This is a genomic window from Alterluteimonas muca, assembly GCF_021191595.1.
GTDB classification, from domain to species: domain Bacteria; phylum Pseudomonadota; class Gammaproteobacteria; order Xanthomonadales; family Xanthomonadaceae; genus Luteimonas; species Luteimonas muca.
This window is the reverse complement of record NZ_JAIWPS010000002.1, coordinates 267098-286227: the sequence shown is the minus strand read 5'-3', so window position 1 is coordinate 286227 and position 19130 is coordinate 267098. Positions and strand designations below refer to the sequence as shown.

The window sequence follows — 19130 nt, the reverse complement described above, 5'->3', positions numbered from 1 at the left end:
GGGTGGTTGCGAAAGCGACGCGGTCAGCCGCGGCGCCTGCGGGTGTCCTGCCACTGCGCACGGGTCTGTCCCCAGACCTCGCACGGTGAATCCTGGTAGGGCGGTGGCAACGTGGCCATGCCGATAAACGTGGAACCGAGCCTCGACGCGACCTTCTTCGAGGCGACGTTCTCCGGCGCGATGCAGTGGACGAAGTCGTCCCAGCCGAGTTCGTCCAGCGCCCAGTCGATGGCCGCCGTCAGTGCTTCGGTGGCGTAGCCGCGGCCCCATGCATCGCGGTGGAGCATGTAGCCGATCTCGTTGCCGGGCCAGCCATCGGGCTTCCACGGCCCGCCCTGCCCCAGCCACTGCCCGCTGTCGCGGTCGATGATGGAGAACATGCCGAAGCCCTGGATCATCCACGCGCCCGGTTGCTGCAGGAACTTGCGCCACGCCGCGGCACGCGGCATGTGGCCGCCGATCCAGCGCGCCGCGTCCTCGTCGCCGATCAGCTCGGCGAAGCGCTCGAAATCCCCCGCCTGCGGCAGGCGCAGGACCAGGCGCTCGGTTTCGATGCGGATATCCGGAAGCGACATGCCAGGTCCCCCAGGGCTCGATTGCAACGACGCGAAATCCGCGAATGAAGCGGATCGCGGGCCCCGGCTCGCACCGGAGCCCGGGACGTCAGAACGCGTTGATGCCGGTCAGCTCGCGGCCCACCACCAGCTGGTGCACGGTCTCGGTGCCCTCGTAGGTGATCACCGACTCGAGGTTGAGCGCGTGGCGGATCGGCGAATGCTCGGTGGTGATGCCGGCGCCGCCGAGCAGGTCGCGCGCTTCGCGGGCGATGTCGATGGCCATGCGGCAGTTGTTCCACTTCGCAAGCGACACCTGGGTCGGCTGCATCTTGCCGGCATCCTTGAGGCGACCGAGCTGCAGGCTCAGGAGCTGTGCGCTGGTGATGCGCCGCGCCCAGTCGGCCATCTTGATCTGCGCACTCTGGGTGGCCGCGACCGGGCGGCCGAACAGCATCCGCTCCTTGGAATAGTTCAGTGCCTCGTCGAGGCAGGCAATCGCCGCGCCGATCGGGCCCCAGGTGATGCCGTAACGCGCCTGGGTCAGGCAGCCGAGCGGACCCTTGAGGCCTTTGACGTTCGGCAGGCGGTTGGCGTCCGGCACGCGCACGTTGTCGAAGAACAGCGCGCTGGTCACCGAGGCGCGCAGGCTCATCTTGTGCTTGACCTCCTGCGCGGTGAAGCCGGCGAAATCCTTCTCCACCACGAAGCCCTGGATGCCGTCATCGGTCTGCGCCCAGACGATGGCGATGTCGGCGAGGTTGCCGTTGGTGATCCACATCTTCGAACCGTTGATCACCCAGTCCGCGCCGTCCTTCTTCGCATGGGTCTTCATGTTGGCCGGGTCGGAGCCGCCGTGCGGCTCGGTCAGGCCGAAGCAGCCGATGGTCTCGCCGCGCGCCATCGACGGCAGCCAGCGCATCTTCTGCTCTTCGGTGCCGTAGGCGTAGATCGGGTACATGCACAGCGAGGACTGCACACTTGCGAAGCTGCGCAGGCCGGAATCGCCGCGTTCGAGCTCCTGGCAGATCAGCCCGTAGCTGACGTAGTTGAGCTCGGCGCCGCCGTACTGGCTGGGGAGCGTCGCGCCCAGCAGGCCGAGGCCGGCGATCTCCGGGATCAGCTCCTTCGGGAAGCGGCCTTCGTCGAAGCACTCGCCGATGATCGGCAGCACGCGCTCGTCGGTGAAGCGCGCCACGGCGTCCTGGACGGCCTGTTCCTCCTCGGTCAGGAGCGAGCGGATGTCGTAGAGATCGTAGGGATTGAGGGCCATGGCGTTCGCGCGTGCGGAAAGCCGCGATTGTATCGCCCCGGCTGCGCGGGGCCATGGCCTGCTGACCTGTGCCGGATCCTTCGTCGGCGGAAGGCTGCACATGCCAACGGGGGGATCCTCTTCCCCCGGGGGCTTGCGCGGTCGGATCCTGGAGCCGTCGGACGCATTGCGGGCGCATCAGGTGGATTACGCACGCGTCGACAGACGAATCACCTGAAAGGCACGAAGGCGTTGGCTGGCACGCGTGGCCCGCCACGGCCACAGGGGGATGCCCAGCCGGATATCTCCGCGTCCTGCTCCCACATCCGGCCGCCGGCCATCCATGGCCGGCTCTGGACATCCCCCTGCGTCCGCGGCGGGCCCCGAGCCGTCACCGCGGCCGGAAGAAGGTCAAGAGCAAGGATCGTCAGACAGTCATGGCAATAAAAGGCTTCGGCTGAGCCACTGTCGATCTCCGTGCCCGAACGGACGGACGCACGAGAGTGGTCGGTTGCAGACTTCGTCGGCTTCGGCTCTCCGTCGCCGAAGCCGATGAACGTCGAAGCCCGTCGCGTGCACCGGGGGGTGTGCGCACAGCCGGCCATGGATGGCCGGCGGCCGGCCGTGGCAGCTGGACGCGGACTCCGGCCGGGGCAGCACACCCCCCGGTGTGCGCGACGGGCAACGCGGAGTCACCAGGAAGCAGCTAACAGGCGCAAAACACTCGGCTCGACGCCGTTGCCGTCGAGTTCGACGCAAGAAAAAGGGCCGGACATGGTCCGACCCTTTGACGTCACTCCAGGCAACCGGGCACGCGCCCGGCGCCTGGTTACTGCAGCCGCGCGTCGTCGTCGACAGCGGCGGTCTGGGTCACCACCTGGCCATCGAGTACCGGCAGGCGCTCGCCTGCGGGACGCTGCTCCATGCGCACGGTGCGCTCGCGCCCGTCGAAGCGGTAGGTCACGTCGTACGCCACCGGCACGTCCTCGGCGCCCAGGCGGATGCGCTCGCCAGGCTTGCTGTCGGTGCGCAGCGTGCCGGTGCTGCCGTCCGGGTTGCGGTAGGTCACGTCATAGGCGACCACCCGCGACGACTGCGAGGAGTCCTGCACGGTGCGGCACTGGCGGTCCACGCGTTCCACCACGCGGCCACCGACGTGGTTGCGGTCGACCCGGTTGCCGATGAAGCCACCTGCGGTCGCACCGGCGGCGGTGGCCAGCTTGCGGCCGTTGCCGCCGCCGACCTGGTTGCCGACCAGGCCACCGATCACCGCGCCGGCCACGGTACCGCCGACGTTGCCGTCGCGCTCGGGCAGGCGTTCCTGCACCACCACCTCCTCGCACACCTCGCGCGGGGTGGTGCTGGTGGTGGTCTCGTGGATCGGCGCGCTGCCGATCACGCTTGCGTAGAGGTCGCGGCGTTCGGTGATCGGCTCCACTTGCACCACGTCCGCGTATTCGACGCGGCCGCCCACCGGGATGGCGTCATCGGCCAGCGGCTGCTCGCCTTCGACCGCCTCGAACACGCCCGACGACGTACCGGTGGCCGGCACCTCGTCGCGGTTGCTCTGGAAGGCTGCGACAGCGACACCGCCGACCAGCAGCGATGCCAGGGCGATGGCGAGGGTGTTGTTCTTCATGGGTCTCTCTCCTTGCTCGCATGTCGCGAGGTGTCGCGAAGCGTTGAGCCGGATTCGAGCATTTCCTTCCTGAATGGATGCCGCGGAGAAAACGCTTACTCCTGTCAACGCCTGAACGCCGCGTTGAACCGTGCGTGCTAGCGTGACGACGAGCCGCCCAGACCCGCCACACGGAGTCCTCCAATGCGCTACATGCTGCTCGGCCCGATGCTGCGCTGGCTCGGACGCCTGAGCTATCCACGCCTGTTCGCGGTCACCGCCGCGCTGTTCGCATTGACGCTGGTGGTGCCTGATCCGATCCCGCTGGTGGACGAACTGCTGCTCGGCCTCGGCACGCTGTTGCTGGCGCGGGTGAAGCGCAACGATGCCCCGGCATCCGATGGCCGGCCGCCGATCGACGGCCAGGCACGTCGCCAGCGCTGAGCACGTTCGCGTGATGCTGGTCGACACCCACTGCCACCTGGATGCCAGCGAGTTCGACGGCGACCGCGAGGCCGTCATCGCCCGTGCCCGCGCCGCCGGGGTGACCCGTCAGATCCTGCCGGGCACCCACGCCGACGAGTGGACGCTGCTGCGTGACGCCTGCCGGCTCGACCCGGGCCTGTACGCGGCCTACGGGATGCATCCCACCTTCCTCGAGCACCACGACGACGCGCATCTCGGGCTGCTCGACGAATGGGTGCGCCGCGAGCGACCGGTGGCGATCGGCGAATGTGGCCTCGACTACTACGTCGAAGGGCTCGACCTCGACGCCCAGCAGCGCTGGTTCGACGGCCATCTGGAACTCGCGCGCGCGACCGGCCTGCCGCTGATCGTGCATGCGCGGCGCGCGGTGGATGCGGTGATCCAGTCGATCCGGCGCGTCGGCAATGTGCATGGGGTGGTGCACAGCTTTGCCGGCAGCGAGGAACAGGCGCGCCAGCTGCACCAGCTGGGTTTCCTGATCGGAATCGGTGGACCGGTCACCTACGAACGCGCCAAACGCATGCACCGGGTGGTGGCTGCGGTGCCGCTGGAACAGCTGCTTCTGGAAACCGATGCGCCGGACCAGCCCGACAGCGGCCACCGCGGCCAGCGCAACGAGCCGGCGCGCCTGACCCGCGTCTGCGACGTGGTGGCCGGGCTGCGCGGGATGTCACTCGCGGATCTGGCGGAAGCGACCACCCGCAATGCCTGCCGGCTGTTCGGCCTGCCGCAATAACTGCAGGCGGCGACTGCCCGGCCTCAGGCCGCGTCGCGCGCCTTTTCCGCACGCGCCAGCAGCATCGCGATCGCCTTGCCGGCAGCGGCGAACGCGAACGTGCCGGTGATATGGGTGGCGGCGCCGAGACCGGCCCCGCAATCGAGCTTCAGCGACGCTTCGCCATCGACCTTGGGGCGCAGCCCGCAGACACTGCCGTCGGCCTGCGGATAGCGCACGTTCTCCAGCGAGTACACCGCCGGCACCCCGAAGTAGCGTTTCGGCCCCTTCGGGAAGTTGAACTCGCCACGCAGCTTCCTGCGCACCAGCGCGAGCATCGCATCGTGCTCGGTGCGCGACAGGTCGCGGATGCGTACCAGCGTGGGATCGATGCGGCCGCCGGCCGAGCCGACCGTCAGGATCGGCTGCTTGCGGCGGCGGCACCAGGCGATCGCCTCGACCTTGGCGCGGAAGCTGTCGAACGCATCCACCACCAGGTCGTAGCCGGGGCCGAGCAGTGCGTCGAGGTTGCCGGGGGTGAGGTAGCTGGCGACCGCGGCCACCTCGATCGCCGGGTTGATCGCACGGCAGCGCTCGGCCATCGCCTCGGCCTTGCCGCGGCCGTACTGGCCCGCGATCGCCGGCAGCTGGCGGTTGGTATTGGAGACGCACAGGTCGTCCGCGTCGATCAACGTCATCCTTCCCACGCCGCTGCGCGCCAGTGCCTCCACCGTCCACGAACCGACCCCGCCGAGGCCGATCACGGCCACATGCGTACGCGCCAGCGCGGCAAGCGCGCCGTCGCCATAGAGGCGGTCGATGCCGCGGAAACGGTCGGTCCAGGTGCTGTCCATGGCCGATATTCTAGTGCGCCCGCCACGCTGCGCCGGCAGGGGCGCGTGCTATGGTCCGCCCGCCCCGCCACGGAGACCGCGATGTCCACGCCAGCCGACAAGCCCGCGCCCCGCCAGCCGTCCGCGCGGGTCTCCGCCGCGCAGCGCTACCTGTTCCTGTTCGTGCTGGGCCTGGTGGTGGGCGTGGTGGCCACGGTCATGCTGATGCGCGCGTTGCAGGCACGCGCGGACCACTTCCCGTCGAGCGTGATGCACGTGCAGCAGTGGCATCTCGACCAGCTGCGCACCAAGGTCGAACAGAACCGCTGCGAGGCCACGGACACCCTGCCCCACCTGCGCACGTTGCGGGTGATGGCGGACGACCTCGAGCCCGCCTTCGCGGACCTGCGCGACGACAGGCGCTTCTCCGCGGCCGCCAGCCAGATGCGCCGCACCCTCGATGCCAGCCTGGCGTCGCCACCGATCAATTGCGGCACGCTGGGCACCGCGACGCGCGACATCGGCAACACCTGCCGCGCCTGCCACCAGGATTTCCGCGGCTGACCGCCACGCGCGGATGAACCCTGGCCCGGTGGTCGACGACCGGGACGCTCCGGCCCATGCGGGTTGTCGGCCTGTTCACGGCGGCACTTCTACTTTCGCTGCGTGCGCGCCCTGTCGCGCATCACCTTCCGAAGCGGAGAGATGCCATGAAGACCCCGTTGCTCCTCACCACTGCCGCAGCCGCCGCCCTGGCCCTCGCGGGCTGCGCCACCTCACCGGGCTACGGCTCGGGCTACGGTTCCGGCGGCAGCTACGGCGGCGGCTACAACACCGCCAACTGCCGCGACTGCGGCACCGTGACGCGGATCGAACGCCGTCCCGACAGCAGCCCCAACGTCGCCGGCCCGCTGATCGGCGGCATCGTCGGCGCTGCCGCCGGGCGCGAGATCGCACGACGCAACAGCGACAGTGACGGCCGCCGCAACGTGGCCACCGGCGCAGGCGCGGTGGCGGGTGCCGTTGCCGGCAACGCGATCCAGAACCGCACCGGCAGCGGCAACTTCTACGACGTCCACGTGCGCCTCAACGACGGCCGCACCGTGGTGATGGTGCAGGAGGATGTCAGCGGGCTGCGGGAAGGGTCGTCCGTGCAGGTCCGCGACGGACGTGCCTGGGCGCTGTAAGTTCCTCAGGCACCCATAGAAAAACCCGGCCAATGGCCGGGTTTTTCTTGTCACTCAGTTCGCCGCTCAGGCTTCCTGCACCGCATCCGCCTGCAGGCCCTTCTGGCCCTGGACGACGGTGAAGCTCACCCGCTGGCCTTCCTTGAGGCTCTTGAACCCCTGCATCTGGATCGCGCGGAAGTGCACGAACACGTCCTCGCCACTCTCGCGACTGATGAAGCCGAACCCCTTCGCGTCGTTGAACCACTTCACGGTACCCGTTTCACGATCTGACATTGCGCTTGCTCCCTCGAACGGACTGCCTGGACCTCATTGATGGGTACGCCGTCGCCGGCGGCTGGTTGCAAGGGGGAAGCGCAGAGCGTTCGATGTAGCGGACCGGTGGAACCACGCGGGTGTATCCAGCACGAATCAACTGCATCCGGGCCACGTTTCACGGTGACCTTGACAAACACAGCGCGGCCAAGTTATCGCGGATTCAGGGAGAATGCAATGCGCCTCCCGCGCCCGGCCGACGGCCGTCGACCCCCCTTCCGGACGTGACATGCAGACCGAACCACTGTTCCATGCCCTCGCCATCCTGCTTGTCGTCGTCGGCCTGCTGGGTACAGTGCTGCCGGCCATCCCCGGTATCCCTCTGATCTTCGCCGGCATGCTGCTGGCAGCCTGGGCCGATGGCTTCGTGCATGTCGGCGGGCTGACGCTGGGGCTGCTTGCGCTTCTGACGGTGCTGTCGCTGCTGGTGGATTTCTGGGCCACCGCGATGGGCGCCAGGCGCGTGGGTGCCAGCCGCAAGGCGCTTGCCGGTGCGGTCATCGGCACCTTCGTCGGCATCTTCTTCGGCATCCCCGGCATCTTCGTCGGCCCGTTCGCCGGCGCGATGGCGGGTGAGCTCTGGCATCGCCGCCGGATCGGTGCGACCGACCTCGGCGCCGCCACCCGTGTCGGAGTCGGCACATGGGTCGGCGTGGTGGTCGCGGTCGCGTTGAAACTGATGCTAGCCTTCGCAATGATCGGCGTGTTCGCGCTGTCCTGGTGGACTACGCGCTGACGACACCACGCACTGTCCAATCCCCCGCTTTATCCAATCCCACGAGATCCATATGCCCCGATTCCTCGCGCCGAGCCTGCTCGCTGCCGCCATTGCGCTCGCGTTCGCACCCGTTGCCAGCGCGCAGCAGGTCCTCCAGCCCGCCGACACCAGCGCATGCGTGGGGCTGGAGAACGACGCCCAGCGCCTGCAGTGCTATGACACCGCGGCGGGTCGCGTGCAGCAGGGCCCGCAGCAGGCCGATGTCGCCGCCGCCGTGGCCCGTGCCAGCGTGGAAGCCGAGACGGATGCCGAAGCACTCGATGCGGTGCAGCCCGCCGGCGAGATGTTCCGGGTCGGGGCGGACAGCCAGCGCCTGGATGCCATCGCCAATGTCGGCAAGGGCTCGCTGCTGGATACGCGCTGGGAACTGGCGCGCGACTCCAAGCTTGGGCTGTTCAACTTCCGCGTCTACAAACCGCTCTACCTGCTGCCGGCGTTCTGGACAAGCGACATCAACAACATGCCGTCGTCGCCCAATCCGGACAACGTCGTCGACACGCCGCAGTCGCTCGACAGCCTGGAGGCCAAGTTCCAGATCAGCTTCAAGACCAAGGCGCTCGAGAACCTGTTCGGCGACAACGGCGACGTGTGGATGGGCTATACCCAGAGTTCGCGCTGGCAGATCTACAACACCGACGAATCGCGTCCGTTCCGCGAGACCAACTACGAGCCGGAAGTGCTGCTGGTCTTCCGCAACGGCTACAGCCTGCCGGGCGGCTGGCACGGGCGGATGAGCGCGATCGGCATCAACCACCAGTCCAACGGCCGCGGCGATCCGCTGTCGCGCAGCTGGAACCGGCTGATGTTCAACTTCGGCTTCGACCGCGAGAACTGGGCGCTGGTGGCGCGGCCGTGGGTGCACCTCAAGGACGGCAGCGACGACGACAACCCCGACATCGCCGACTACATGGGCCGCGGCGACCTCACCCTGATGCACGTGCGCGGCGACCATCGCTTCACGGTGATGGGCCGCCATTCGCTGCGCGGCGGCGACGAATCGCGCGGTGCGCTGCAGGTCGACTGGGGGTTCCCGATCCACCCGGACTTCCGCAATTTCCGCGGCCACCTGCAGGTGTTCCACGGCTATGGCGAAAGCCTGATCGACTACAACCACAAGGCCACCTACATCGGCCTGGGCATCTCGCTGCAGGACTGGCTGTAGCCGTTCACCCGCGGGTGCAGCAACACGACCCCGGGGCATCGACGTTCATGGCAGCGCCCTGTGGGAAGGCGGGAACGGATCTCTTCCCATCGAGATCGCCGCCAGTGGGTCCGGGCGGCCCGCCGTGGCCCCAAGGGAACGTCCAGAGCCGGCCATCACAAAAAAGCCCCGCACCGGGCGGGGCTTCGAGGTCACCGTGGTCCGTGGCTCACGCGACCGGGGCCACGCCCGTCGCCTGGGCGCCCTTGGGGCCCTGGGTCACTTCGTAGCTCACGCGCTGGCCTTCCTGCAGGCTACGGAAGCCCTTCGAATCGATGGCCGAATAATGGACGAATACGTCCGAACCGCCGTCTTCCGGGGCGATGAAGCCGAAACCCTTGGCGTCGTTGAACCACTTCACTGTGCCGTACTGCATAACCCTTCCACCTTCGTCTGGATTCGATAGCGCACGCCAATCGGCGCACGGGGCCGAGTATCGAAGCAAACGGTCGCGGTTTGCAATCTCAGGACGTCAGGAAGCGACGCAGGATGGCGGGTATGGACCCGGACACCGCCGCGACGTTGTCGAGCACTTCCTGGAACGTGATCTCGTCCGCATCCGCGCAGCCGGCTGCCCAGTTGGCGACGATCGCCAGGCATGCGTATTCCAGCCCGAGCTCGCGTGCCAGCGCGGCCTCCGGCATGCCGGTCATGCCGACCAGGTCGCAGCCGTCGCGGCGCAGGCGCGCAATCTCCGCCTTCGTTTCCAGCCGCGGACCCTGGGTGGCGCCGTAGCAGCCGCCATCCACCACATCGACGCCGGCCGCGCGCGCGGCATCCAGCAACTGCGTGCGCAGTGTCGGGGTGTAGGGATCGCCGAAATCCACGTGCAGGACATCGGTGCCCTCCTCCTCGCAGAAGGTGGAAACCCGCCCCCAGGTGTAATCGATGAGCTGGTCCGGGCAGGCGAGCACGCGCGGTCCGAAGCGTCCGGTGATGCCGCCCACGGTGTTGAGCGCGATCACCCGGCGCGCGCCGAGCGCCTGCAGCGCGGCGAGGTTGGCGCGGTAGTTGATGCGGTGCGGCGGCACCGAGTGGCCTTCGCCGTGGCGCGCCAGGAAGGCGACGCGCAGGCCTTCCAGCGTGCCGACGCGCACCGGCCCCGACAGCGCGCCATAGCGCGTCGGCGGCTGGTGGGTATCCACGTTGTCGAGTTCGGCGATGCGGTAGAGGCCGGTGCCGCCGATGACGGCCAGGTCGATGTTGATCATCGCGGTTCCTGTGGACGTGCCAGGTTCAAGACATGCCGGGGATCACTCGGCGAGCGCGTAGATCGCCGGCAGGTTGCGGCCCTGCTCGTGGAAATCCATGCCATAGCCGAACACGTAACGGTCCGGCACCTCGACGCCGATGTAGTCGGCGACGATGCCCTCGACGCGACGGTCGTGCTGCTTGTCGGCCAGCACCGCCACGCGCACGTCGGTGGCGTTCTGGTCCTCGCACCAGCGGGTGACCGCATGCAGCGTGTGGCCCTCGTCGAGGATGTCGTCGACCAGCAGCACGCGGCGGTCGCGCATCGGGGTCGCCGGCCGGTGCAGCCATGCCAGCCCGGAGCCGCGGGTCTGCCCGCGGTAGCGGGTGGCGTGCAGGTATTCGAACTCGACGTCCAGCCCGCGTTCGCCGAGCGCGAAGGCAAGCTGGGTCGCGAACGGCATGCCGCCATGCATGATGGTCACGAACAGCGGCGGCGTGGCGTCGCCGGCGTAGTCGGCGTGGATGGCATCGGCCATGCGTGCGATCGCGGCATCGAGTGCGGCGCGGTCGTGCAGGCACTCCGCGCCCACGAGCGCGTCGGCAAGTCTGGGCGTCATGCGATGAAGCCTCCCGGGATGGCGCCGCGCGCGGCGTTGTAGCGCTGGTCGGCGAGCAGGCCATCCCAGCCCAGCGCGCCGCGGCCGATCAGGCCGGTCAGCGCCATCGTGTTGAGCGAACGGCCTTCCACCGCCGCGAGTGATTCGGCCACCAGTTCCGGATGGCAGACCAGCACCACGTCGCAACCGGCATCGAGGTGCGCATCGATCCGCGCCCTGACACCACCCACGCCGTGCGCCGCGGCCATACCGATGTCGTCGGAGAACACAACGCCACGGAAGCCCATCTCTTCGCGCAGGATCCCGTTGATCCAGCGGCTGGAATAACCGGCCGGCTCCGGTGCGACCTGCGGGTACACCACGTGCGCCAGCATCACCGCGTCAGCGCCGGCATCGATGCCGGCGACGAACGGCACCAGGTCGTGTGCACGGATCTCCTCGAGCGCGCGGTCGTCGACGGCGTTGTCGAAATGGGTGTCCTCGCGCACCGAACCGTGCCCGGGGAAGTGCTTGAGGGTGGCGGCCATGCCGGCATCGTGCATGCCTTCGACGTAGGCGCGGGTGAGTGCGGCGGCGACCTCCGGATCGGCATCGAAGGCACGGTCGCCGATGGCGAGGTTGCCACGGTGCAGGTCGACCACGGGGGCGAAGCTCAGGTCCACGCCGGTGGCGCGGATTTCGCTGGCCATCAGCCAGGCGTGCTCGCGCGCGGCGGCCAGTGCGCCTTCGCGATCATCGCGGTAGCGCGCACCGAAGGTTTCCAACGGCGGCAGCGCGGCGTAGCCCTCGCGGAAGCGCTGCACGCGGCCGCCTTCCTGGTCCACGCAGACCAGCTGCGGCCGCGGTGCGGCTTCGCGGATTGCCTGCGACAGCTCGGCTACCTGCGCACGCGAGGCGAAGTTGCGGGTGAACAGGATCACGCCGGCGCAGGCATCGTGCTGCAGCCAGTCACGTTCCTGGGCGGTAAGTTCGGTGCCGGCGACGCCGATCACGAGCATGCGGGGATCTCCATCGGCACACCATCGTGCCTGTCCGGCATTGTCGCAGAACCGCGCCGCGGCCTGCGGGTGCGCCCAGTCCGACGTTGCGGTGGGCGCTACCGCGTTGGGCAGTCACACCCCGGGAATCCGTTGAACCCGGCGTGGACGCTCAACGACCGGAGCGTTCGTCCGCGCTCCACTCGCGGTACGGACGATCCGCCAATGCGAGGTTGTAGTAGCGCTGCAGATGGGTGACCTCGTCGCCCAGCCAGTCCGGTCGCTCGAAAGCCTCGCCCTCGTCGCCGAGTTCGATCTCGGCGACCACCAGCCCGGCGTTGTCGCCATCGAACTCGTCGATCTCCCACAGATGCGCGCCATGGCGCACCAGGTGGCGACGCTTTTCGATCCGGCCGCCCACGCACAGCGCCAGCAGCGCGCGTGCATCGTCGATCGGCAGCGGATATTCGAATTCCTGGCGGCGCAGCCCGACTTCACGTGACTTGATGTTGAGGAAGGCCAGGTCGTCCTGCAGCCGCACCCGCACCGACGCACGCTGTGCACCGCTGTCGAGCGAAGAGGCATCGTTGAGATAGCCCTGCGCCATCACCACCGTGCGATCGACCGCATCGCGCCAGCGCCCGTCGCGAAGCAGGAACTTGCGCTCGATCTCAACGCCCATGCATCACCTCCAGTGCTGCGCTCACGGTTCGAACAGCGCGATCGATTCCACGTGCGCGGTGTGCGGGAACATGTCCATCACCCCCGCGGCGCGCAGCTTCCAGCCGCGCTCGTTGACCAGATAGCCGGCATCGCGCGCCAGCGAGCCGGGATGGCAGCTGACGTAGACGATGCGCTTGAGCCCCTTGAGCGACAGCTGCCTGAGCACCGCATCGGCGCCCGAGCGCGGCGGGTCCAGCAGCAGCCGGTCGAAGCCCTGCCGCGCCCACGGTTTGCCATCGAGCGGCTGGGTCAGGTCGGCGGCATGGAACTCGGCGTTGCCAAGCGCGTTGAGCGCGGCGTTCTCGCGCGCACGTGCCACCAGCCCGGCATCGCCCTCCACGCCCACCACCTGCGCGCTGCCGCGCGCCAGCGGCAGGGTGAAGTTGCCCAGCCCGCAGAACAGGTCGAGCACGCGCTCCCCGGGCTGCACATCGAGCAGCTCGATGGCACGCGCGATCATCTTCTCGTTGAGGCCCCTGTTGACCTGGATGAAGTCGAGCGGGCGGAACTGCAATGTCACGTCCCATTGCGGCAGGCGGAACGCCAGTGGTGGATCCTGCGGCCACAGCGCATGCACCGAATCGATGCCGCCCGGCTGCAGGAAGATGGCGAACCCCTGCGCCTGCGCGAACGCCAGCAGGCGTTCGCGGTCCGCATCCGAGAGCGGCGAGAGGTGGCGGAACACCAGCGCGACGGTGTCGTCGCCGGCGATGAACTCGATCTGCGGGATCTCGCGGCGCGCGTCCATCGAATCCACCAGCGCCGACAGCGCCTCGACGCGCTCGCCGATCGCCGGGATCGCGGTGTAGCAGATCGACAGGTCGGCGACGAAACGTGGGTCGAGCTCGCGGAAGCCGACCACGGTCTTGCCCTTCTTCTCCACCCGGCGCACCGAGAACCGGCCCTTGCGGCGATATCCCCACTGGCGGTCGGTCAGTGGCGGCAGCACCTCGTCCGGGGTCACATGGCCGATGCGGGTGAAGTTGTCGAGCAGCACGCGCTGCTTGGCGACGATCTGCTTCGATTCGTCCAGGTGCTGCAGCACGCAGCCGCTGCACACGCCGAAATGCGGACAGCGCGGCTCGACGCGATCCGGCGAGGCGCGCTCGACCTCCAGCGTGACCGCCTCGTCGAAGCTGCGCGAGCGTGCGGTCTGGCGCACGACGACGCGCTCACCGGGCAGTGCGCCGGTGACGAACACGGTCTTGCCGCCCTCGCGGCGGGCAACGCCGCGGCCGTCATGGCTGAGGTCGAGGATGTCGAGCGGGAACGGGGTCTGGTCGAGTCGGGCCACGTGGCGGAGCGGTAGCTGCGGAAGCCGCCCATTGTCGCAGAGATCGTCCATGGCCCTGCACAGGTGGGGCGGCCCCGGCGACGATGCGATGCTCCGGCCTGCGGGCATCGCGCCAGCGCGCCCCCACGCCGCTGTGGGGCTTCAGCCGCGATGTGCAGTCGGCCCGGTCAGCGACGGGTCGCGCGCGGGCTCCGCGCAGCAGGGTCCGCCGTTACTTCTGGCGCCAGCTGCCGCCTGCGTCCTGGTACCACCAGCCACCCTTGGCGCGCTGCACCCACTGCTCGGCGAACACCTGGCGGATGCGCGGCTCCCAGTCGGGCTGGCCGTTGGCCACCGCGATCTCGCGGTAGACCGCGCGCGCATCGCGGTTCTGCTCGGCGACCGCCTGGTTGACCTGCGCGCGCTGTGGCATCGGAATACTGCCGGCATCGCGCACCGAGACTTCGCCATTGCTGGTGAAGCCCAGCGCGCCGGAATCGAAGTGCGCCGACAGCGAGGACTGGAAGCGGCTTGCCATGCGCGAGCGGATCGCCTCGATCGCCGGCGTGCGGATGGTGATGTCCGGGCTCTGCGCGTGCGCGGTGGAGATGCCCAGCAGCATCAGCGGGTGGAAGCCGCCGCCACGTGCCATGCCGCCCGGGGGCGTGGTGCTCGCGGGTGCCGCCTCGCGGCCGATCACGTCGTCGACGAATTCGCGCGCGGCCTCGCGGGCCTCGGCTGCGGGGAAATACACGTTGATGGTGACGCAGGCGGTCAGCACCAGCGCGGTGGCGAACATGGCGAACCAGCGGATCATGGACGTCTCCTGACAGGAAAGGGCGGCGGTCACTCCACCACCGGTGCGACATCGCCACCGACCGCCGCCGCGACGCGCTCCACCAGGGTGGGCCAGTCGACGTTGCGGTTATGGCCGACGACATCCAGCCGCGGCAGGCCGGAGCCCTCGACGATAGTAAAGGTGTTGCCCGCTGAACGCAGTCCGCCCATCTCGCAGACCTCGTTGCGCAGGCGGCAGCTGATGCCGATGCGGCGATAGCGGAAGTCGTCGAACAGGCCGATGAGCTGCGCCTGCAGCGAACCCGCGAACGACGCATCGCCGACGCTGGAGATGTCCTGCACCGCACGCTGGCTGATGCGCTGGCGTACGCCACGGCGCCGCTCGGTGTGCAGCTCGCCATCGAATGCGGCGAGCTGCCAGTCCACCAGCCGCAGGCCATCGAAGCGGCCATGCAGGCGGCCGTCGATCTGGCCGATGTCGAACACCCCGGTGAGCATGGTGAGGTCGAGGTCCTCGAGCTCGATGTCGGCCGACAGCGAGGGCGCCACCCCGAACGGCCGCTCCAGCGCCAGCGAGCCGAAGCGCACCTCGCCGTCGAACACGTGCATCGCCAGCCCGCCGTCGAAGTCGAGGCGTTGATCGGCATAGCGCATGCGCGGAATTTCGCCGCTCAGGGTGCCGGCGAACGCCGGCCAGCCGAACGCCGAAGCCAGTTCGTCCAGGCGCAACGCCTCGACCGCGAGCCCCGACTCGATCCGCATGCCCTGCCCCCGTGCCGGCAGCAGCAACGACAGGTCGGAGAACCGCAGCTGGCCGTCGAGCATTTCGACGGCCACGTCCCCGCGCAGGTCCAGGCGTCCGGCGACGCTGCGGAACGGCAGCGTCGCCGGGCCGAATTCCACCGCCTGCAGGCGCCCACCACGCCACGACAGCGCGCTGTCCACGGGCGCGCCTTCGGAGATGCGCAGGTCGCCATCCAGCCCGGCGAAGGCGAAGCGGCCGCGACCATCGGCGATGTCGACCCCGCGCAGACCGGCATCGATACCTGCAAGCGCGCCGTCGACCATCCGCACATGCGCGTCGACGGTGCCGGCCAGGGTCAGCCCGGGCAGCCCCGCCACGCCCAGCCAGCCCGACAGGTAGCGCGGCGGTAGCAACGATGCATCGTCGCTGTGCAGCCGCAGGTCCATGGCGCGCAGCGAGGCATCCGCACCCAGCGCCACCGCGCCCTCGGCGCGCAGGGCTGCGCCGTCGTCCCAGCGCAGGTGCGTGAACCGCCAGCCCGCATCCGGCTGTTCGCGCACCGCATCCACGGTCAGCGCGATCGGCGCCGACGGCAGTTCGAGATAGGCCGCGCCCAGCAGCAGGTTGGCGCCGCGCAGCGTGCCGCGCAGTGCGAGTGCGTGGGCCGCGCCCGGCTGGCGGTAGTCGACGTCCACGGCCAGGTCGATGCCCTCTCCGGCGAATGCGCCGTCGTCGGAGTCGAAGGCGAGTCCGCGACCGTGCAACGCAGCCCCGATGCGCAATGGCGCCGCGGTGGCGACATGCACGTCGACGCGGCCGTCGAGCGTGCCGCGCCCCGGTTGCAGGGTCGGCGCCGCCTGCTGGATCAGGGCCGTAGCCCATGCCAGCGGCACCCGCGTGAGGTCGATGCGCACGAGGTCGGGAGAGGTGGCATCGCGATGCAGTGCCAGGGTCGCGGCACCCTGCCTGAGCCCGGCCGACACCACCGATGCATCCAGGGCCACTGCGAGTGCCACCGGAGAACCATTGCCGGCACGCAACGGGCCGTCGCAGCCCCAGGCCCCGGTCCCGGGCCGCCGCAGCGGGCAGCGCCAGTCGAGGTCGCGGAAAACGTAGCCCAGCGTCGGCGATTCCACGCGTTCGGCCTGCAGGCGCAGCTCGCCGGCCTCCGCCCCTTGCGGCCAGTGCAGCTGCACGCGCACGCCGTGCAGTTGCGCCACCGCGGTCTCCACCCGCTGGATCGTCGCTTCCGCCGTGCGCGCCGCCACGGATGCGGGCAGTGCGCAGCCCGCGGCGACCAGGAGTAGGATGAGGAGGCGACCCATCCAGGAAGGATACCCATGGACCGTAGCGGCCCGAGCACGCCCCGCCTGCTGCTGGTCGAGGACGAACCGGCAAGCCGGCTGTTCCTGCAGGCCGCGGCCGCCGCGCTGCCGGCGCAGGTCGATACCGCCGACCGCCTGTCCGAGGCCTACGCGCTGGCGAAGAACAACGATTACGCCCTGTGGATGGTCGACGCCAACCTGCCCGACGGCGACGGGGGCGCCCTGCTGCGGCGCCTGCGCGAACACGGCCTCGACACACCGGCCATTGCCCACACCGCCGCCTGCGACGACAGCGAACGCCAGCGGCTGCTGGCGGACGGCTTCATCGACGTCGCGATCAAGCCGCTCAGCGCTGCCGCGTGGCAGGACGCGATCCGCGCCGCACTGGATGGCTGTGCCGCGCCGGCGGAGGTGGACGCATCGCACGCGCCCGCAGGTGCCGCCCCGGTGTGGGATGACCAGGCCGCCACCCGTGCACTCGGCGGCAACCCCACCCACGTGACCGCCCTGCGCGACCTGTTCCTCGCCGAATTGCCGATGGCCCGCGAGCAGGTGCTGGCCGCGGCGCGCGTGCACGATCACGACCGCCTGCGCGGTGCGCTGCACAAGCTGCGCGCGAGTGCCGGCTTCGTCGGCGCCGCCCGGGTCGATCACGCGGTGCAGGCGCTGCAGGCGATGCCCGATGACGCGGCCGCGTTGCAGGGCTTCGTCGACGCCACCGACCAGACCTTTGCAACGCCACAGACGGTACAGACCGCCTGAGCCCGGCCGGAGCGACCGCCGCCGGCGACCGCCCGCGGCATGCGTCAGTCGCCAGTCGGTGCGGGCCTCGGCGCGGCACCGGCGAGCCGGCCGAGGTCGGCCATCAGCTCCCACGACTTCAGCCCGCGCGATCCCAGGTGGTGGGCAAGCACATCGCGCAGCACGCGGCGCAGCCCTGGCAGGTCTTCGGCATCAGGCGTCCGGTCTGCGGCCAGCGCCAGCAGCGCACGACCGGTCGCGGCGCGGCTGCGCTCGCCGTCGCGCTCGCTGAGCACCCGGCGCGCGCCCTGCTCGGGATCGATCCGGTAGCGCGCCGCCGGGTCGATCGGCGTGCCGTCGCTGGCGCTGTCCCACGCCAGGCCGAAGCCGAGGGCGTCGAGCAGGTCGCGCTCGAAGCGCCGCAGCGTCCAGGCAAGCCCCGGCGCCGCAAGCCGCTGGCGCACCGTCGCATAGAGTTCGAACAGTTCGGCATGCGGATCCTGGCGGGGTGCCAGCCGCAGCATCAGTTCGTTGACGTAGAAGCCGGCCAGTACCGCGTCACCGGTCAGAGATGGCGCGCGGTCGACCGCTTCGGCGCCGGCCAGCGTCGCCAGTTCGCCACGCTGCACGGCATCGAAGCGGATCTGCTGCAGCGGCTGCAGCGCGGCGCGCAGGGCGTGGCGGCGAGGCGATTGCACGCCGCGCGCCAGCAGGCCGAGCCGACCGTGCGACAGGCTCAGCACTTCCACCAGCAGGCTGGTCTCGCGCCAGCGGCGCGCATGCAGGACGAATGCCGGTTCACCGGTGTAGCGCATGGCGCGGGGTCCGGAAGCGCTCGGCGCCGGCGATCAGCGGTCCGGGCGGCCCGGGTCCTCGTAGCCGAACGCACGCAGCGCGGCCTCGTCGTCGGACCAGCCCTCGCGCACGCGCACCCAGGTCTCGAGGAACACCTTGCGGTCGAACAGGCGCTCCATGCCCAGTCGCGCCTTGCCGCCGATCTCCTTCAGCCGCGTGCCGCCCTTGCCGATCACGATGGCCTTCTGGCCTTCGCGCTCGACCCAGATCACCGCGGAAATGCGCGCCATGCCGGCATCGTCGACGAACTGCTCGATCTCGACGGTGGTGGCGTACGGCAGCTCCGCGCCGAGCTGGCGCATCAGCTGCTCACGCAGCAGTTCGGCGGCGAGGAAGCGTTCGCTGCGGTCGGTGATCGCATCCTCCTCGTACAGCGCGGCCTGCTGTGGCAGCAACGGCAGCACCGCCGCCACCAGGCCGTCCAGGCCCTTGCGCTTGAGCGCGGAGACCGGGTGCACGCTTGCGAACTCGCGGCCTTCGGACACCCTGGCCAGGTACGGCAGCAGCGCCCCCTTGTCCTTGATGCGGTCGACCTGGTTGACCACCAGCAGCACCGGCACGCCACTGCCGTGCAGCAGGTCATAGGCGGCGCTGTCCTCGTCCTCCCAGCGCCCGGCCTCGACCACCAGGAACGCCGCATCCACGCCCTCGACGGCCCCGCGCGCGGCGCGGTTCATCCAGCGGTGCATCGCGGTGGCGCTGGACTTGCCCTGTTCGCGGTGCAGGCCGGGGGTATCGACGAGCGCCAGTTGCCCCCCGGGCAGGGTCGCAACGCCAAGCAGGCGATGACGCGTGGTCTGGGGCCGGTTCGAGACGATGCTGACCTTGGCGCCCACCAGGGCGTTGATCAGGGTGGATTTGCCCACGTTGGGGCGACCGATCACGGCGACATGGCCGGCGCGGTAGGAGGTGTTCTCAGTCATCCGCGCATTGTATGCGTCGC

The 19130-nt window shown here is 69.7% G+C and carries 22 protein-coding genes; 7 read left to right on the top strand and 15 right to left on the bottom strand.

From position 1 onward, the window contains the following. Positions 1-23: 23 nt before the first annotated feature. The 3 genes from LDO11_RS04580 to LDO11_RS04570 form a co-directional block, all read right to left on the bottom strand. Complete coding sequence (locus tag LDO11_RS04580) at positions 24-575, bottom strand: GNAT family N-acetyltransferase (protein ID WP_232140518.1); 552 nt, start codon at positions 573-575, stop codon at positions 24-26. Between the two features lie 88 nt (positions 576-663). Continuing rightward, the gene (locus LDO11_RS04575) at positions 664-1827 is read right to left on the bottom strand and encodes an acyl-CoA dehydrogenase family protein (RefSeq protein ID WP_232140517.1); all 1164 of its coding nucleotides are present in this window, start codon (positions 1825-1827) and stop codon (positions 664-666) included. A gap of 808 nt (positions 1828-2635) precedes the next feature. Beyond that, entirely contained in the window at positions 2636-3445 is an 810-nt protein-coding gene (locus tag LDO11_RS04570; protein ID WP_129136310.1) for a glycine zipper 2TM domain-containing protein, read from the bottom strand. A 183-nt stretch (positions 3446-3628) separates the two neighbouring features. Between LDO11_RS04570 and LDO11_RS04565 the strand changes: the two genes are divergently transcribed. Together LDO11_RS04565 and LDO11_RS04560 are read left to right on the top strand one after the other, a co-directional pair. Further along, complete coding sequence (locus LDO11_RS04565) at positions 3629-3868, top strand: DUF6116 family protein (RefSeq protein ID WP_232140516.1); 240 nt, start codon at positions 3629-3631, stop codon at positions 3866-3868. Between the two features lie 13 nt (positions 3869-3881). After that, positions 3882-4646, top strand: a complete 765-nt coding sequence (locus LDO11_RS04560) for a TatD family hydrolase (RefSeq protein WP_232140515.1) — start codon at positions 3882-3884, stop codon at positions 4644-4646. 23 nt (positions 4647-4669) lie between these two features. On the opposite strand, the gene LDO11_RS04555 is transcribed toward LDO11_RS04560, so the two are convergent. Then, the gene (locus LDO11_RS04555; RefSeq protein WP_232140514.1) at positions 4670-5479 is read right to left on the bottom strand and encodes a tRNA threonylcarbamoyladenosine dehydratase; all 810 of its coding nucleotides are present in this window, start codon (positions 5477-5479) and stop codon (positions 4670-4672) included. Positions 5480-5560: 81 nt separating this feature from the next. Between LDO11_RS04555 and LDO11_RS04550 the strand changes: the two genes are divergently transcribed. Then, positions 5561-6022: a hypothetical protein gene (locus LDO11_RS04550; RefSeq protein WP_129136314.1), complete on the top strand. Its 462-nt coding sequence runs from the start codon at positions 5561-5563 to the stop codon at positions 6020-6022. 146 nt (positions 6023-6168) lie between these two features. Then, positions 6169-6645 carry a glycine zipper 2TM domain-containing protein gene (locus LDO11_RS04545; RefSeq protein ID WP_232140513.1) on the top strand — a complete coding sequence of 159 codons (477 nt, stop codon included), beginning with the start codon at positions 6169-6171 and terminating at the stop codon, positions 6643-6645. Positions 6646-6711: 66 nt separating this feature from the next. On the opposite strand, the gene LDO11_RS04540 is transcribed toward LDO11_RS04545, so the two are convergent. Continuing rightward, a complete protein-coding gene (locus LDO11_RS04540) occupies positions 6712-6921 on the bottom strand; it encodes a cold-shock protein (RefSeq protein WP_100322264.1) in 210 nt (69 codons plus the stop codon). A 268-nt stretch (positions 6922-7189) separates the two neighbouring features. Between LDO11_RS04540 and LDO11_RS04535 the strand changes: the two genes are divergently transcribed. Together LDO11_RS04535 and LDO11_RS04530 are read left to right on the top strand one after the other, a co-directional pair. After that, positions 7190-7696 (top strand): DUF456 domain-containing protein, encoded by a 507-nt coding sequence (locus LDO11_RS04535; protein WP_232140512.1) that lies wholly within the window; start codon positions 7190-7192, stop codon positions 7694-7696. A 52-nt stretch (positions 7697-7748) separates the two neighbouring features. Further along, positions 7749-8900, top strand: coding sequence for a phospholipase A (locus LDO11_RS04530; RefSeq protein ID WP_232140511.1), 1152 nt, complete (start codon positions 7749-7751; stop codon positions 8898-8900). A 208-nt stretch (positions 8901-9108) separates the two neighbouring features. Here the strand turns inward: LDO11_RS04530 and LDO11_RS04525 are convergent, their stop codons facing one another. The 8 genes from LDO11_RS04525 to LDO11_RS04490 form a co-directional block, all read right to left on the bottom strand. Continuing rightward, positions 9109-9315, bottom strand: coding sequence for a cold-shock protein (locus LDO11_RS04525; protein ID WP_100322260.1), 207 nt, complete (start codon positions 9313-9315; stop codon positions 9109-9111). A gap of 88 nt (positions 9316-9403) precedes the next feature. Next, positions 9404-10150 (bottom strand): S-methyl-5'-thioinosine phosphorylase, encoded by a 747-nt coding sequence (locus tag LDO11_RS04520; RefSeq protein ID WP_232140510.1) that lies wholly within the window; start codon positions 10148-10150, stop codon positions 9404-9406. Positions 10151-10192: 42 nt separating this feature from the next. After that, positions 10193-10750, bottom strand: coding sequence for a hypoxanthine-guanine phosphoribosyltransferase (locus LDO11_RS04515; protein ID WP_232140509.1), 558 nt, complete (start codon positions 10748-10750; stop codon positions 10193-10195). Next, entirely contained in the window at positions 10747-11748 is a 1002-nt protein-coding gene (nagZ, locus tag LDO11_RS04510; protein ID WP_232140508.1) for a beta-N-acetylhexosaminidase, read from the bottom strand. The genes LDO11_RS04515 and nagZ overlap by 4 nt, the downstream gene beginning before the upstream one ends. Before the next feature lie 151 nt (positions 11749-11899). After that, positions 11900-12409 carry a CYTH domain-containing protein gene (locus tag LDO11_RS04505; RefSeq protein WP_232140507.1) on the bottom strand — a complete coding sequence of 170 codons (510 nt, stop codon included), beginning with the start codon at positions 12407-12409 and terminating at the stop codon, positions 11900-11902. 21 nt (positions 12410-12430) lie between these two features. Next, positions 12431-13795 (bottom strand): 23S rRNA (uracil(1939)-C(5))-methyltransferase RlmD, encoded by a 1365-nt coding sequence (gene rlmD, locus LDO11_RS04500; protein ID WP_232140506.1) that lies wholly within the window; start codon positions 13793-13795, stop codon positions 12431-12433. 160 nt (positions 13796-13955) lie between these two features. After that, positions 13956-14540 (bottom strand): YdbL family probable chaperone protein, encoded by a 585-nt coding sequence (locus LDO11_RS04495; RefSeq protein ID WP_232140505.1) that lies wholly within the window; start codon positions 14538-14540, stop codon positions 13956-13958. 29 nt (positions 14541-14569) lie between these two features. Next, positions 14570-16591: a translocation/assembly module TamB domain-containing protein gene (locus LDO11_RS04490; RefSeq protein ID WP_232140504.1), complete on the bottom strand. Its 2022-nt coding sequence runs from the start codon at positions 16589-16591 to the stop codon at positions 14570-14572. Positions 16592-16606: 15 nt separating this feature from the next. Here LDO11_RS04490 and LDO11_RS04485 point away from each other — a divergent pair, with 15 nt between their 5' ends. Then, complete coding sequence (locus tag LDO11_RS04485; RefSeq protein ID WP_232140503.1) at positions 16607-17353, top strand: response regulator; 747 nt, start codon at positions 16607-16609, stop codon at positions 17351-17353. Positions 17354-17397: 44 nt separating this feature from the next. On the opposite strand, the gene recO is transcribed toward LDO11_RS04485, so the two are convergent. Then, positions 17398-18147 (bottom strand): DNA repair protein RecO, encoded by a 750-nt coding sequence (recO, locus tag LDO11_RS04480; protein WP_129136327.1) that lies wholly within the window; start codon positions 18145-18147, stop codon positions 17398-17400. Between the two features lie 33 nt (positions 18148-18180). Continuing rightward, positions 18181-19110, bottom strand: a complete 930-nt coding sequence (gene era / locus LDO11_RS04475; protein ID WP_232140502.1) for a GTPase Era — start codon at positions 19108-19110, stop codon at positions 18181-18183. Positions 19111-19130 lie beyond the last annotated feature (20 nt).

Coding starts and splice junctions, on each gene's coding strand:
- LDO11_RS04540 (WP_100322264.1), bottom strand. CDS start 6,921: ATGTCAGATCGTGAAACGGGTACCGTGAAGTGGTTCAACGACGCGAAG.
- LDO11_RS04570 (WP_129136310.1), bottom strand. CDS start 3,445: ATGAAGAACAACACCCTCGCCATCGCCCTGGCATCGCTGCTGGTCGGC.
- LDO11_RS04550 (WP_129136314.1), top strand. CDS start 5,561: ATGTCCACGCCAGCCGACAAGCCCGCGCCCCGCCAGCCGTCCGCGCGG.
- LDO11_RS04495 (WP_232140505.1), bottom strand. CDS start 14,540: ATGATCCGCTGGTTCGCCATGTTCGCCACCGCGCTGGTGCTGACCGCC.
- recO (WP_129136327.1), bottom strand. CDS start 18,147: ATGCGCTACACCGGTGAACCGGCATTCGTCCTGCATGCGCGCCGCTGG.
- LDO11_RS04515 (WP_232140509.1), bottom strand. CDS start 10,750: ATGACGCCCAGACTTGCCGACGCGCTCGTGGGCGCGGAGTGCCTGCAC.
- rlmD (WP_232140506.1), bottom strand. CDS start 13,795: ATGGACGATCTCTGCGACAATGGGCGGCTTCCGCAGCTACCGCTCCGC.
- LDO11_RS04545 (WP_232140513.1), top strand. CDS start 6,169: ATGAAGACCCCGTTGCTCCTCACCACTGCCGCAGCCGCCGCCCTGGCC.
- LDO11_RS04580 (WP_232140518.1), bottom strand. CDS start 575: ATGTCGCTTCCGGATATCCGCATCGAAACCGAGCGCCTGGTCCTGCGC.
- LDO11_RS04525 (WP_100322260.1), bottom strand. CDS start 9,315: ATGCAGTACGGCACAGTGAAGTGGTTCAACGACGCCAAGGGTTTCGGC.
- nagZ (WP_232140508.1), bottom strand. CDS start 11,748: ATGCTCGTGATCGGCGTCGCCGGCACCGAACTTACCGCCCAGGAACGT.
- LDO11_RS04530 (WP_232140511.1), top strand. CDS start 7,749: ATGCCCCGATTCCTCGCGCCGAGCCTGCTCGCTGCCGCCATTGCGCTC.
- LDO11_RS04565 (WP_232140516.1), top strand. CDS start 3,629: ATGCGCTACATGCTGCTCGGCCCGATGCTGCGCTGGCTCGGACGCCTG.
- LDO11_RS04505 (WP_232140507.1), bottom strand. CDS start 12,409: ATGGGCGTTGAGATCGAGCGCAAGTTCCTGCTTCGCGACGGGCGCTGG.
- LDO11_RS04485 (WP_232140503.1), top strand. CDS start 16,607: ATGGACCGTAGCGGCCCGAGCACGCCCCGCCTGCTGCTGGTCGAGGAC.
- LDO11_RS04520 (WP_232140510.1), bottom strand. CDS start 10,150: ATGATCAACATCGACCTGGCCGTCATCGGCGGCACCGGCCTCTACCGC.
- LDO11_RS04490 (WP_232140504.1), bottom strand. CDS start 16,591: ATGGGTCGCCTCCTCATCCTACTCCTGGTCGCCGCGGGCTGCGCACTG.
- LDO11_RS04535 (WP_232140512.1), top strand. CDS start 7,190: ATGCAGACCGAACCACTGTTCCATGCCCTCGCCATCCTGCTTGTCGTC.
- LDO11_RS04560 (WP_232140515.1), top strand. CDS start 3,882: ATGCTGGTCGACACCCACTGCCACCTGGATGCCAGCGAGTTCGACGGC.
- LDO11_RS04555 (WP_232140514.1), bottom strand. CDS start 5,479: ATGGACAGCACCTGGACCGACCGTTTCCGCGGCATCGACCGCCTCTAT.
- LDO11_RS04575 (WP_232140517.1), bottom strand. CDS start 1,827: ATGGCCCTCAATCCCTACGATCTCTACGACATCCGCTCGCTCCTGACC.
- era (WP_232140502.1), bottom strand. CDS start 19,110: ATGACTGAGAACACCTCCTACCGCGCCGGCCATGTCGCCGTGATCGGT.